Consider the following 12,402-nt stretch of genomic DNA (forward strand, 5'->3'; position numbering starts at 1 on the left):
GCGCTACATCCGCCGCTATGGACGGGTCGTACATTCCGGCGGCTGCCCTCAGTGCCGCGCCAGCACGCACGACGACCACCGGGAAGCGCGGCATCGCCTCTAGGCCGACCGCCCCGTCTACTACATGCCGGTCACGTCGGCGATGATCGCGCTCATGGGGGACGCGGCAGACCGCGTGTTGACGTTTACGCCGCCGGGGAGCGAGATGTCGCTCCGCGCCTGCACCTGAGCAATGTCCAGCGCCGCCCCATTGATACGCATGCCGCAGCGCGCGATCGTGCGATAGCTCGTTCCACCTGAAACCCCGCTACCCGTCAGAACCTGAAACTGGAATCCGGGGTCGGAGAAGCAGATGGCCGGCGTCGCCCCAGGTAGGCCGAAGGACAAGATGTTCCCTACCCCGCCGCTATCGTTGAAATTCATCACTTGCGCGTTGATGGCAATCACGCCTGTGACCCGGAGGTACTGTTGTGCGGCGTCGAAGCACAGGCGCCCCGCACCATCGAAGACCTGCATGCCATAGTTCGATGGCAAGGACTGGGGCGGGGCGAACGCGAAGTAGTCGAAAGACGTGACGCCCTGCGCCATCAGGTAGCCGAAGCTCCCGACCGTGGCGTCAACGATAGCCACAAACCCACCGCTGCGCACGAACACCATGGGCATCCCCGTCGCTGGGATATTGACCGTGCCGCGGTACCCGCCGGCATCCGCGTTCGATCCGATAGCAATCGTCCCGCGCGCGACAAGCGCAAGGTTGGGGAAGTCCTGGTCTATGAGGATCGACCCGGCATCGGTGATCACCTGAAAACCAGCCGTCATTCAATATGCTCCGTAGTAGACAGTCGTGAGGTCCGCGATCGCACCACCAAGGCCAAACGACCATCGGATGGTGGTCCCATCGAACGTCACGTTGCCCGCGACGAATGCCTCACCGAACTGCCCCGAGTTCGAGGGGCGTGGCCACTTCGGGATGATCACGAATGGCGTGCCGATGACGGATGGCACGTTCACCGACCCGTTGTTTCCGGTGATAACGACCGACCCGAGAATCCGCCCGGTGCGCATGGTCGTATCCAGCACGACGCCGCCCGAGCCATTGAAGACCTGGAAACCCTGCGGCATTACCAGATACCCCAACGCACGCGCAGGACGCCGTTCGTGTCGTAGACGCGGCCACCATTGCCGTCGTGTTCCGTGCGCCCCGCCCCGCCTGAGCCGCGCATACTGAAGCCGGTGTTCTTGTCGAGCGTCCAGAGGGCATTGCCGGTGCTGTCGACAGCGGTCGACTGGATGACGTTGCCGATCATGGCATTGGTGATGTAGCCCGTGCCGATGATCGCCTGGTTGATGAATACCTGGCCGCCCTGAATGACGAACGGCGCCGTCGTCACACCATTCGCTACGTTGACGACGGCAAAGCGATCTGCCTGAAACAGCACCTGCGACTGGTAGGAGCCGTCGGGCTGCTGCTCGACGCCAAGGCCCATGCCCGCGCCGTAGATGCGGCCATCGGCCATCACCTGCGCCCTGACCGTGTAGGTCGCCCGAATCTTGCCGTCGATGCCGACGACAGCCTGAGACACCTGCTGGACGGCGGCCGTCGCGGTGTCGGTCGCAGCCTGTACGGTCGTGATCCGCTCGGCCATCGCGCCGTCGGCAGTTACGCGAGCCGTGGTTTCGTCGCGAACCAGCGCAGAGAAGCCATCCATGGAGGCGGCGACCGTGTCGATGCGCTTGGCCAGTGCCCCGTCCGCATCTGCGCGAGCCGACTGTTCGGAATACACGCCCGCGTAAACGGTCGTGTCGCCGGCGTGCTCGCCTTCGTCGCCAGCCATGGGCGGATCGAAGACCGAGATGATGCCGTCGACGCGGGAGATTTCGCCCTCTACGGCGCCGAGCTTCTCCGCCATGTCGGCCAGCTGGCCACCGACATCCTTGACGGCCTCGATGTCGGACAGCAACTGGTGACCGAGTGCGGATTCGTTGATCTTGCCGGAGAAGTACTGATCGTAGGCAGCAGCATCAATGCTCGATTGACCGTTAACGGCCCCGACCTCCGGATACCAAGGGCCGACGTTGCCAGCCTTGTCGATGATGCGGCCCCAGAAGAACAGCGACGTTCCAGCCGCGAGCCCATGCATCTCCATGAAGTTGCCCGGGTAGGCGTAGTCGCCGAGCTTCGTCGCGTTGTCGCGGTTGGCCGTCGTGCCATACCAAATCTCGGTCCGCTGGCTGTCCTCGGCGCCAGCGGGGAAGCCCCAGTCCAATCGGATACCGAACACCAGGCTCTTCGCCGTGAGGCTCGTCAATGCCGGCGGGGCGCCGGTCTTGCCCAACACAGGCGTCGGGTCACTGAGCGCCGCCAGCGAGGGCGTGTTGCCGTTGTTGTATGCGGTGACGCGGGCAACGTACGTGCCGGTGTAGATCCCGATCACGTCCACCGATGTCGTCGACACATTGCCGGCCTGAATCCACTGGCCGGAATCCTTCTGCCATTCCACTTGGTAACGCGCGGCACCGGCGGGCGCATCCCACGCGATCGTCATGACGTTGTTGGCGATCCCCTGCTCGACCACCTGGTGGCTGGTGATGCGCACGTTCGTCGGCGGGACCTGAGATCCCACTGGCAGCTTGCTGATCGGCGGGATCTGGATCTGGGTGCCGTTGTCGATGAAGGCGAACTTGCCGGCGACGTGCTGCACGGCACTGATCGTGAATCGAATGGCCCCGTCCGATGTGTCCTCGCTGACGTTGAGAATGCGAAAGGTCTGTGCCGCAAGCGTCGCGCTCTCCACGGCCCATACCGCCTGCCCGGCCGGAAGTTGGCTGAAGGCCTGCCCCACCCGGATCACGCGGCCATCGATGGCCGAAATCATCCGCGTCTCCGCAGTCCCGGTAGGCAGGTTCACGGTCAGCGTGTCGCCAACCGCAACGCCATCGGGCGAGCGATCGACAGTGATGGCCGTCGCCGTCGCCATGGATATGCGGCCGCCCTGCCTTGCGCCTGCCCGGGCGGGATCGACAACGCGGACGATCTGACCCGGCGCCGCCTTAAGGCCCTCAAGGCCGACGGCGAACGTCACCGAATCCGTCTCGTAGTAGCTCGTCGTCAGTGCCCACTGGCCGGCACGATGCGCCTGCCCTTGGCTCGTGCAGCCGAAAGCAACGAACTCGGTGGGCTGGATACCGTAACGCCGCAGTGCGTCGGGGTGATCGACGTATTCGGCCACCTGCCGGTAGCTGTTGGCCGGGTCGTTCCACGTCACCAGTGCCGTGCTATAGCGCGTTTTCCGCGCACTGGACTGATAGGTAAACCGCCCGTCGATCACGTTGGCCGCGGTATACGTGTACACCGGGTCTTGCGGCATGTCCGCCACGCTGGTGATCGCGCCGCCCATCCAGTACGACACGCCGCGAAACACCGACGCCATATCGCCAAGCAGGCGGAACGCGTCTGCCCGGTTCTGGAGGTAGGTGGTGCAAGTAAAGCGCGGCTCCTGACCGCCTTTCCCGTCGCTGACCATCTGGTCGCAGTACTGGCCGATCCGGTACAACTCCCACTTATCGATCAGCGATGCGTCGATAAGGTCACCCAGACCGAAGCGCTCCTGTACGACCATGTCGTACAGAATCCATGCCGGGTTGTTCGTCCACGCAATCTTGAAGGAGCCATCCCACACGCCCGTGTAGGTCCGTGTCTTCGGGTCGTAGTTGCTCGGGATACGGATCAGCCGGCCCCAGCAGACGTAGGACCGTGCAGGGATGCTGGAGAACTGCGAAGCATCCCCGCTGATCGCAACGTACGCGCTGTTCGGATACCGAAGCTTCGCGTCGATGATCTCGGTCATCGACATGACGCGCGTCGTGTCGGCCGTCGTGGAGCTGTTGGCGTTGACGGTCAGGCGGCGCACGCGCACGTTCCAGCCCGTCGTCGCCCTCGGAAGATCGATGCGGTGGCTACGCTGGTAGGGGCCACTAGCCTTGCCGGTGAACCCAGTGGTCAGAACGGTGTTGTATGCGCCACCATCCGTCGAGACGTCGATCGCGTACTGGATCGAGTAGCCGTTGATATCGCCGTTGCTGGTATCGCTCTTCTGAAGCGCGTCGACCTGGAGCAACACCTTGAAGGCGGACAGCTCCACGTTCGAAAGCGCGCGCACCCACGGCGTGCCGAACTTCAGTTCCGTCGACACGGCGATTTCGCTTTCGACCGCGCCGTAACCGGGGATGTAGCTCTGATCCTGCGTGCCGGTACGGATCTGCACCGAGACACCAGTGAAGTTGAGCGACCCATCAGCGTTAGCGACCGGCGTGCCGTTGAGCTTCACCGACTGAAGGCCATTCACCAGGCCGCCGATTTCGCCCTCGGATAGCAGGTCTTCGATTCGGAAATACGAAATCGAGCGCAGCGTGTCGGGGGCTTCGACAGGCGTGTGGGCGCTGCCGCCGCCTTTGGCGCCGGAGATACGGGGATCGATGCCCATGGATTTCCCATAAAAAAAGCCCGCGCGCGGCGGGCTTGGGTGGTCGTATCGGAATGTAGAGCGACGGTGTCAGTCGTCGTAGGGCGTCGTCTTGAAGTTGCCCAGCACCGTACCGGAGCCGACGTTGCTCGGCGCCGTGCTGTAGTCGGTCGCCTCGATGCCCGCCGAGATGACAGCAGAGCCGATTTCCATCGGGCCGCCGTAGAGAACTGGCACGCAGTTGCCCTGTGCAGTGGTGTTCACTGGGCCGTTGAAGATGTAGCTCGACTGGTTGTCCGCCGAGTCCGCGGCCTTGTTGATCTTCGGCTGGGGACTGAGCAGCTGTATGACACCACCTGCTGCCATCGCAATGCCGGCGTTCATCAAGAATGGCCCCCATGCCGCGCCGCCGAGCGCCTGACCAAAGGGCGTGGCCATACCGATAGCACCGACAACGATCAGGACCGCTCCCACGATGGTTGTAAGGACACCGCCATTCTTCGCGCCCACGTGGATCGGGGCGATACGAATAACCTCTCCAGCGGGTTCACGTAGCTGTTCGACCGAAAGATTCTCAGCCGCAGGACCGCGGCCGCGCCACACGGCGAACTCGATTCCTCGATCCTTTGCTGTCGTGAGGTATGTGCGAAAACCTTCAACCATGGCGCATAGCGCGCGAATTGCCTCGGAAGGGGTTTTTGTATCAAGGTGCAGTTTGAACTCACGGCCAAAGCGTTTTCGCATCGGACCTGAAAGAAGAATTGTCGTCGCCGTCATATTTCACCCATAAAAAAACCCGCTAGCAGCGGGTTTTTTATATCAGTAGGTACGCGCTGAAGTCATCGACATGCCTCAGCACGAGTTGCGAACCATCCGCCCGACCCGGTTTGCGAGTAGAGCGCCGCTTTTGACCCGGTATCGCGATCGGTCACATCAAGGAAGACGACAGGAGGTCCACTCGCATTCAGGAGCTGAACGCTCTTCCCACCCGCGGTGGGAACAACCGCTATCTGCACACGTTTTTCGGCCCATCCATCTGCAACGCAGGTGGTCAGCTGATCGACCGTCTTCCCACTTTCGAATACCGACTTCGGCGGAGCGGTTCGGAGATCCGACACGCTTGCGCACCCACCGACGACGGCCACTGCCAGAACCACCCATTCCTTGCGCATTCCCTATCCCCCATCTGAAAAGGCGCAGGTTACACCAGCCGCCACGCCGCCCGCGTCACCTCTTGCCAGTACCCGCCATATACGTCGCGCGAACTGAGCCGACCGGATAGGTGATGGAGAATATGCCCGGCGCCGATATAGACCGCGGCATGGTTTGGGACAAGGTTCTTCGCCCTGATCTGCATGAGAATGAGATCACCAGGCTGGATATCGCCTGCCGGTACCTTCGCGAATCCCGCGGCCTGCATTGCCGCGTCGCCATACAGGTCCGATGCCCCATCGTCCCACCACCCATCGGTACGGGGCGGGTTCGGCAGATCGATGCTTCGCTCTCGCGCATACCAGTCACGGCAGAGTGCCCAGCAATCCAGCAGACCATGCGTCCACTCACGGCCTACGTACGGCGCCTCGTAGCCCGTGGGTTCGATGATGGCGGTGTCGGCCACGGTAGGGTCGCCGTCGACCGGCATGACACTTACTATGATCCATGGCACTTCAGACCCTTCGCAAGCGACCAGGTCCGCTTGGGACGGCCGCGCAGGTACGTTGGGATGGGAATGCGCGAGCGCGGTGATTTCGCCCTCATCGTCCACCAAGGCGAAGTCCTCGCGAGCCAGCACGAAATGCTCATCGGGCGTGATCGCGATGTTCCGGCACGGCACGTATCGCTCCCGCCCCTTGCGCACGACGACGACGCCGCAACACTCGCGCGGGTATTCCGCCAAGGCATGCGCGTGCAGCGCCCTCTGGGTCGCCGCCTTCACTTGATGAGCGCTGCGGCAGGGAACGAACCGTACGCCAGTTCGCCATTCGGCCAGATGCGCAACCGGCACGACGTCAGGCGACCACCACATGCATCTTGCGCCGGATCGTCGGTCGGGGAATCGTCCATGCGCGCCACCGGCGGGCCGGTGTAGCCGCAATACGGCCCGCGATAACCGCCCTTCGTCAGCGAGCTACAAACGTTGGCGACAATCTGCCGACTGGGCAGCTGACGACCGCCGAAGTCCATGGGGCTCGAAAGCTCCCATGTCACCTGCGTGCTGTCCTCCGATGAGCGGCGCTCAATGAACCACAATTCGGGCGGGATCTCCTGCTCCGCATCGGCGGTGGGGTTACCGCCGGGGAAGTTCGCCACATCGAGGTATTTGCCGAGCGTACGCCTGCGCGTGAGACGTGCACCGACGAGATCCTGATACGCGAGACACAGCGCTGTCAGCCGGCCATCGACGTTGCCCGCCGATAGCGTCGGCACGGGAGGTTGGCCGGGGTCGATCTTGAAACCCTGTGCCGCGATTGGCCACGGCTCGTACGTGGTCCCCTGCCAGTAGATCGGGCCGACCTGCGTGTATCCATGGAAGCGCAGGATGTCGCCGGCGCCACCACCCGTGATGGAGCGCGCGTCGATCTCGAACAACTCCACCCATGCGCCAGGCTCAAGCGTCTGGATGTCGGCGAAGATCGTCATGCCGTCGGGTTCTCCTGCGGCTGTTGCGATCCAATAATCACGCCCTTCGGGTGCACTACCCAGCCGAAGGCTTCCGGCTGCGGAGCCATGGCCCGTATTTCCTCAAACGCGGGTATCGTCGAAGGAATCGAACCGTTGAACCCTGACTGCCAATCGGCTGCCCACTTCCAAAGTGCGGACCGCCAATTGAACATCGCCTCGGCATCATCGGCGAATTGCTTGATCGGATCGCCGCGGTAGGATATGCACGACAGCCATCACGTCCCTGCGCGTTGCGACCTCCGAGCAGTGGGTCGACAAGCAGACCGGCGAGAAGCAGGAGCGTGTCGAGTGGACCCGCGTGAAGCTGTTCGGGAAGTTGGCCGAGATCGCGGGCGAGTACCTGAAGAAAGGCCGTCAGGTCTACATCGAAGGCTCGCTGCGAACGGACAAGTTCACCGACCGCGAGGGCATCGAACGCTTCTCCACCGACGTCATCGCGAACGAGATGCAGATGCTCGGCACCGTCGACCAGGGCGGCAGCCGCGGCGGGAATCCCCGTAACGGCGGTGGCCAGCGTGGCGATCGCCGGGGCGAGCAGCGCGCCAGCAACGAATCGAGCAACTACGACAGGCGTCAGACGCCCGCCCAGTCCGCCGTAGAACCGGTGACCGAGGGCTTCGATGACGACGACATCCCCTTTTAAACGACAGACGCCGGGCTGACCGGCGAAGGAATTCCCTGTGATCGACGAGAACGACAACGACATGTACGCGAAGGCCGTTGCGGCGGTACGCGAGACACATCGGGCAAGCATTTCACACGTGCAGCGGCGGCTGATCATCGGCTACAACCGCGCCGCTCGCTTGGTGGAGCGGATGGAAGCCGAAGGCGTTGTCAGTCGGCCCAACGTCCAGGGCATGCGCACCGTGCTTCCGGTCAAGGTCTGACCCATGTCGCGCACGCCCGACCTCTTCTCCGGCTGGTTCGACAACCAGACCACCAGGTGCCGAGAACTCTGGGATGACGGCGTGCGCGGCCGGTACGCGCATCGCTCCGCTATCTCCCTTAACAACCCGTGGCGCGAACTCCGCGCGCCGTGGGGCACCTATCCCGATCTTCCGCAGAACGCCAACGCACCACAGGAGCTTCGCGCACATGGCTGACGGTTCTTCCCAGTCCGGCTTCAACTTTCCGAAGGGCCAGCTTGTCTCCGCGTTGCGGCCGGGCGAGATCGTCGTGGACTTCTTTGCCGGTGGCGGCGGTGCCAGCGAGGCGTTGAAGCAGGCGCTCGGCCGCGATCCAGACGTTGCCGTCAACCATGACCCGGACGCCCTCGCGATGCACGCAGCGAACCATCCGTTCACGCACCACATGGAGGCCGACGTCTACGTGGTGGATATCGTGCGCGAAGTTGCTGGTCGGCCCGTCGGCTGGTTCCACGCCTCACCGGACTGCACACATTTCAGCCAGGCCAAGGGCGGTCAGCCAAGGTCGAAGGCGACTCGCTCGTTGTCGTGGGTGGTGCCGAAGGTCGCTGGTAAGCTGGCCAAGGTCGACCTCGCGCCACGCATCATCAGCCTGGAGAACGTCGAGCAGATCCTGAAATGGGGTCCGCTCATCTCAAAGCGCGACAAGGCCACCGGCCGCGTCGTGAAGATTGATGGCACCGTTGCAGCGAAGGGCGAGCAGGTCTCTGTATGGGAGCAGTGCCTGGTCCCCGACAAGCGCCGCGCCGGACGGACATGGGACCATTTCGTCGCCGCCCTGCGCGCGCTCGGCTATGTCGTCGAATGGAAAAAGCTGTCGGCCTGCGATTATGGTGCAGGCACGAGCCGCAAACGCCTGTTCCTCGTCGCCCGCCGCGACGGTATGCCGATCGTCTGGCCGAAGCCCACTCATGGCAACTCGCCGGGCCTGTTGCCCTTTGTCACCGCGGCCGACTGCATCGACTTTACTGTCCCATGCCCGTCGATCTTCTTGGACAAGGACGAGGCACGGAAGCTTGGCGTGAAGCGTCCGCTGGCGGACGCGACGCAGCGCCGTATCGCGCGGGGCGCGGTTCGTTACGTCGTGAAAGCTGCCCAGCCGTTTATCGTCGGCGTCGGCGGTCGCATGGGCCAGACTTCAGAGCGCTCAGTCCATGAGCCAGCGCCAACCACAACGGCCAAGGCCGACGCCTGCCTGGCTCAGCCGGTGCTCGTCCAGATTGGTTACGGGGAGCGGGTGGGCCAGGCGCCGAGGTCGCTCGACATCGAAGCTCCGCTCGGTGTGACGCCGGCAGGAGGCGTGAAGCACGCTCTAGCCGCCGTACACCTCGTCAAGTTCCGTGGCGACAGCACGGGCTCAGCGGCGGATGAGCCGATGCCGACGATCACATCGGGTGCCGGCGCGGTGCGGCCGGCGGGAGCTGCGCATGCCATGGGCGTGATGACTGCCTTCCTTGAGCAGGCGAACGGCGGCTTCTACGACGGCGACGGTATCGCCATCGACCGCCCGGCTCCGACCATCTGCGGCACCGGTAGCCAGAACCGTCTCTCGGCGGTGAGCCTCGCGAAGCTGCGCGGCACGAGCTCGGCGGCGAATGCGGATGATCCGCTGGCGACGATCAGTGCGGGCGGCGAGCATCATGCCGTCGTCGAATGCACGCTCAGTCGCGAACATGAAGAGGGTGCGCTCCGCGTCGCTGCGTTCCTTATCAACTACTACGGCAACGGCCAGGCGCTAAATCTCGCCGAACCCGTCGACACCATAACTACGCGCGATCGCATCGCCCTCGTCACGGTATGGGTGCAGGGCAGCCCATACGTGATCGTGGACATCGGCCTTCGCATGCTCCGCCGCGAGGAACTTTTTCGCGCCCAGGGCTTCCCCGCTGACTACATCATCGACCGCACTGCGGATGGCCGGAAGCTCAGCATCAGCAAGAGCGTGCGCATGGTCGGCAATTCGGTCAGCCCGCCCCCTCTGCGCGCCATCGCCGAGGCGAATCTCGACCGCGTTCCGGAAGAAATGGCGGTGGCCGCATGACCGTCACCGTCCACACTGGCGACTGCCTCGATGTGATGCGCGCGTTGGCCGACAACAGTGTTGATTCAGTCGTGACCGATCCGCCCTACGGCATCAGATTCATGGGAAAGGCGTGGGATGGCGCGGACATTGAGAGACGGCATGCTAGCGCTGACAGTTCAGACGCTGGCCGTACTCGCAACGGCAAGGCTGCCGCTGCAGGAATGTACGACCTCGCACCCGAAGCGATGAAGGCGTTCCAGCGCTTCAGCGAAGCCTGGGCCGCGGAAGCGCTGCGCATTCTCAAGCCGGGCGGCATCTTGCTCTCGTTCGCCAGCCCTCGGACCTACCACCGCATGGCAAGTGGCATCGAGGATGCCGGCTTCGAGATCCGCGACCAGATCATGTGGATGTTCGGGAGCGGGTTTCCGAAGTCGCACAACGGTGCGTGGGGCGGTACGGCACTGAAACCAGCCCATGAGCCCGTTGTGGTTGCAAGGAAGCCCCTCATTGGTACCGTCGCGGCGAACTTCAACGCCTTCGGTACCGGCGCACTGAACATTGACGCGTGCCGAATTCATACGGCGGAGGCCCTTCGCGCCGGCGCTGGACGCATCCCTTGCCGACATGACGAGGCAATACCGCGCGCCCGGGCGGGTGAGGAAAGTACCGCACGTGATTGCGACGACCGGGAATCGACCTCATTCGCAGAGACGCCCGGACCTCGCGGCGGCGTCGCGGCGGGCCGATGGCCTGCAAACCTCATCCACGACGGTAGTGACGACGTCCTGAGCACCTTCCCGACTGCGCCAGGACAGCTCTCCCGAGCAAAAAACGATGGCGAACCAGCTGGCAATCAGGTTTTCGGCAAGCTGCGCAACGTCACAAGCAATCCTGCGCCGCGCGGTGATGTTGGTAGTGCAGCACGATTCTTCTACTGCGCTAAGGCCAGCAAAAAGGACCGCGAGGCGGGACTCGACGGCTTCGAGAAGGTTGCTGCAGGAATGGTCTCGAATACCTCAGGACAGCACATCACCCGCCGTGACGACGGATACGAGATTCCGAAGCGCGCAAACACCCACCCGACGGTTAAGCCCACTGAACTGATGCGGTACCTGTGCCGGCTGGTGACTCCGGTAGGCGGCATTGTGCTGGACCCATTCATGGGTTCCGGCAGCACGGGCCGCGGCGCAGTACTCGAGGGCCTCGAATTCGTTGGCATCGAGTTGGACGCCGACTACGTGGCGATGGCAGCCGCACGCATCGCAGATGCCCAGCGTATGCACGCTTCGGATAAGGCGGACCGCACCGCCGCCGAGAGCCAAATTCCCCTGTTCGCGAAGGAAGCGACCGCATGACCCTCACCCCGTCCGACTTCGAGAAGGCCGTGGCCCGGGCTTGCCTGCGTCATGTTGCGCGCAACGACACGATGGACCTGGTCCTCCACGGCGATGCGGTCGCCGTCCGGTATGGCGCGTTCACGGCTGAAATCGCGGTCGAGGCTCGGCTGTCTGTCCATCAGGCCCGTCGTCGGCTGTTAGACCTTTACACCGAAGGCAAGATGCTACGTGACGACTGCGCTGGTGGCCGCACGAGCTGGTGGCCTGTCGGCCTCGCCGAGGCGCAGCAGCCAGTCGTGACGCACGTCGAGCTCGCGCTCACCCCGTCGCAGGCACAAGTCGCCCGCGAGTCACATCACATGCGCACTCGGTCCGCGCCTGTGGCCGCCCTGCCTGTACGCCAGCACTGGAGCGACGTCCTCGGTGTTCCGCGCGACTGCTCCACCAGCGAAGCACGCGCCGCCTTCCAGTCCGCATTCGCAGCTCTTGACCAGGCCGACCCGGACTATCCCAACCAAAGCCGCCGCGTGCGTGACGCCATCGATGCGTGCTGCCGCGACCACGAAATCCAGATCGAGGAATGACCATGGATACCGAGACCTTCAGCTACAGCTACGACGAAGAGACCTTTCATGGCGAGTACAACAGCCGCGAGGAGGCTATCGAGGCGGCCGTCGACGAGCACAACGGCCTTGCGGCAGGCAGCACGGTCTTCACTGGTCGCCGTGCGGCGCCGCCCCATGCGGGCGACTTCATCATGGGCGCGACCACCTTCCTTGAGGAGATGATGAACCGCGCCGATGACGACTTTGGAGAGAGCGCGGGGTATTGGCCGGACGGGCTCAGCGATGAACAGACCGCCGAGCTTCAGAAGCGCCTGGACGCCATCGGCGAATACATACATTCCATCGACCCGCCGACCTTCCACCTCATCGAGGATGTCGAGCGCTTCGTGGTGCCGGAGGCCTGAC

At 63.7% G+C, this 12,402-nt stretch carries 12 protein-coding genes and 1 pseudogene; 7 read left to right on the forward strand and 6 right to left on the reverse strand.

The features are described 5' to 3' along the window. Positions 1-120: 120 nt before the first annotated feature. The 6 genes from AC3IR3_RS16525 to AC3IR3_RS16550 form a co-directional block, all read right to left on the reverse strand. Entirely contained in the window at positions 121-819 is a 699-nt protein-coding gene (locus AC3IR3_RS16525) for a hypothetical protein (protein ID WP_489193718.1), read from the reverse strand. Then, positions 820-1,122: a hypothetical protein gene (locus AC3IR3_RS16530; protein ID WP_489193720.1), complete on the reverse strand. Its 303-nt coding sequence runs from the start codon at positions 1,120-1,122 to the stop codon at positions 820-822. After that, the gene (locus tag AC3IR3_RS16535; protein ID WP_489193722.1) at positions 1,122-4,484 is read right to left on the reverse strand and encodes a TipJ family phage tail tip protein; all 3,363 of its coding nucleotides are present in this window, start codon (positions 4,482-4,484) and stop codon (positions 1,122-1,124) included. Before AC3IR3_RS16535 ends, AC3IR3_RS16530 begins: the two co-directional genes overlap by 1 nt. Positions 4,485-4,553: 69 nt before the next feature. Continuing rightward, the gene (locus AC3IR3_RS16540) at positions 4,554-5,240 is read right to left on the reverse strand and encodes a tail assembly protein (RefSeq protein WP_489193724.1); all 687 of its coding nucleotides are present in this window, start codon (positions 5,238-5,240) and stop codon (positions 4,554-4,556) included. A gap of 424 nt (positions 5,241-5,664) precedes the next feature. Next, positions 5,665-6,399, reverse strand: a complete 735-nt coding sequence (locus AC3IR3_RS16545) for a C40 family peptidase (RefSeq protein ID WP_489193726.1) — start codon at positions 6,397-6,399, stop codon at positions 5,665-5,667. Next, positions 6,396-7,103: a phage minor tail protein L gene (locus AC3IR3_RS16550; RefSeq protein WP_489193728.1), complete on the reverse strand. Its 708-nt coding sequence runs from the start codon at positions 7,101-7,103 to the stop codon at positions 6,396-6,398. The genes AC3IR3_RS16545 and AC3IR3_RS16550 overlap by 4 nt, the downstream gene beginning before the upstream one ends. A gap of 265 nt (positions 7,104-7,368) precedes the next feature. On the opposite strand from AC3IR3_RS16550, the gene ssb reads away from it, so the two are divergent. The 7 genes and pseudogenes from ssb to AC3IR3_RS16585 all read left to right on the forward strand — a co-directional run bounded on the left by ssb (position 7,369) and on the right by AC3IR3_RS16585 (position 12,401). After that, entirely contained in the window at positions 7,369-7,788 is a 420-nt protein-coding gene (gene ssb / locus AC3IR3_RS16555; protein ID WP_489196950.1) for a single-stranded DNA-binding protein, read from the forward strand. Positions 7,789-7,831: 43 nt separating this feature from the next. Further along, a pseudogene (locus AC3IR3_RS16560) lies at positions 7,832-8,032 on the forward strand (DNA translocase FtsK); the annotation flags it as partial. A 3-nt stretch (positions 8,033-8,035) separates the two neighbouring features. Further along, positions 8,036-8,248: a hypothetical protein gene (locus tag AC3IR3_RS16565; protein ID WP_489193730.1), complete on the forward strand. Its 213-nt coding sequence runs from the start codon at positions 8,036-8,038 to the stop codon at positions 8,246-8,248. Then, on the forward strand, positions 8,241-10,112 hold the full coding sequence (locus AC3IR3_RS16570; RefSeq protein WP_489193732.1) for a DNA cytosine methyltransferase: 1,872 nt from the start codon (positions 8,241-8,243) through the stop codon (positions 10,110-10,112). The genes AC3IR3_RS16565 and AC3IR3_RS16570 overlap by 8 nt, the downstream gene beginning before the upstream one ends. Further along, complete coding sequence (locus AC3IR3_RS16575) at positions 10,109-11,449, forward strand: DNA-methyltransferase (RefSeq protein ID WP_489193734.1); 1,341 nt, start codon at positions 10,109-10,111, stop codon at positions 11,447-11,449. The genes AC3IR3_RS16570 and AC3IR3_RS16575 overlap by 4 nt, the downstream gene beginning before the upstream one ends. Continuing rightward, the gene (locus tag AC3IR3_RS16580) at positions 11,446-12,015 is read left to right on the forward strand and encodes a hypothetical protein (RefSeq protein ID WP_489193736.1); all 570 of its coding nucleotides are present in this window, start codon (positions 11,446-11,448) and stop codon (positions 12,013-12,015) included. The genes AC3IR3_RS16575 and AC3IR3_RS16580 overlap by 4 nt, the downstream gene beginning before the upstream one ends. Before the next feature lie 2 nt (positions 12,016-12,017). Continuing rightward, a complete protein-coding gene (locus AC3IR3_RS16585; RefSeq protein WP_489193738.1) occupies positions 12,018-12,401 on the forward strand; it encodes a hypothetical protein in 384 nt (127 codons plus the stop codon). The last annotated feature ends 1 nt before the right edge of the window (position 12,402 follow it).

The organism is Luteibacter sp. GL_149 (assembly GCF_057834065.1).

What these genes read in the sequence shown, in the direction of transcription:
- AC3IR3_RS16580 (WP_489193736.1), top strand. Translation starts at nt 11,446, where the DNA reads ATGACCCTCACCCCGTCCGACTTCGAGAAGGCCGTGGCCCGGGCTTGC.
- AC3IR3_RS16585 (WP_489193738.1), top strand. Translation starts at nt 12,018, where the DNA reads ATGGATACCGAGACCTTCAGCTACAGCTACGACGAAGAGACCTTTCAT.
- AC3IR3_RS16565 (WP_489193730.1), top strand. Translation starts at nt 8,036, where the DNA reads ATGTCGCGCACGCCCGACCTCTTCTCCGGCTGGTTCGACAACCAGACC.
- AC3IR3_RS16570 (WP_489193732.1), top strand. Translation starts at nt 8,241, where the DNA reads ATGGCTGACGGTTCTTCCCAGTCCGGCTTCAACTTTCCGAAGGGCCAG.
- AC3IR3_RS16525 (WP_489193718.1), bottom strand. Translation starts at nt 819, where the DNA reads ATGACGGCTGGTTTTCAGGTGATCACCGATGCCGGGTCGATCCTCATA.
- AC3IR3_RS16535 (WP_489193722.1), bottom strand. Translation starts at nt 4,484, where the DNA reads ATGGGCATCGATCCCCGTATCTCCGGCGCCAAAGGCGGCGGCAGCGCC.
- AC3IR3_RS16550 (WP_489193728.1), bottom strand. Translation starts at nt 7,103, where the DNA reads ATGACGATCTTCGCCGACATCCAGACGCTTGAGCCTGGCGCATGGGTG.
- AC3IR3_RS16530 (WP_489193720.1), bottom strand. Translation starts at nt 1,122, where the DNA reads ATGCCGCAGGGTTTCCAGGTCTTCAATGGCTCGGGCGGCGTCGTGCTG.
- AC3IR3_RS16575 (WP_489193734.1), top strand. Translation starts at nt 10,109, where the DNA reads ATGACCGTCACCGTCCACACTGGCGACTGCCTCGATGTGATGCGCGCG.
- AC3IR3_RS16540 (WP_489193724.1), bottom strand. Translation starts at nt 5,240, where the DNA reads ATGACGGCGACGACAATTCTTCTTTCAGGTCCGATGCGAAAACGCTTT.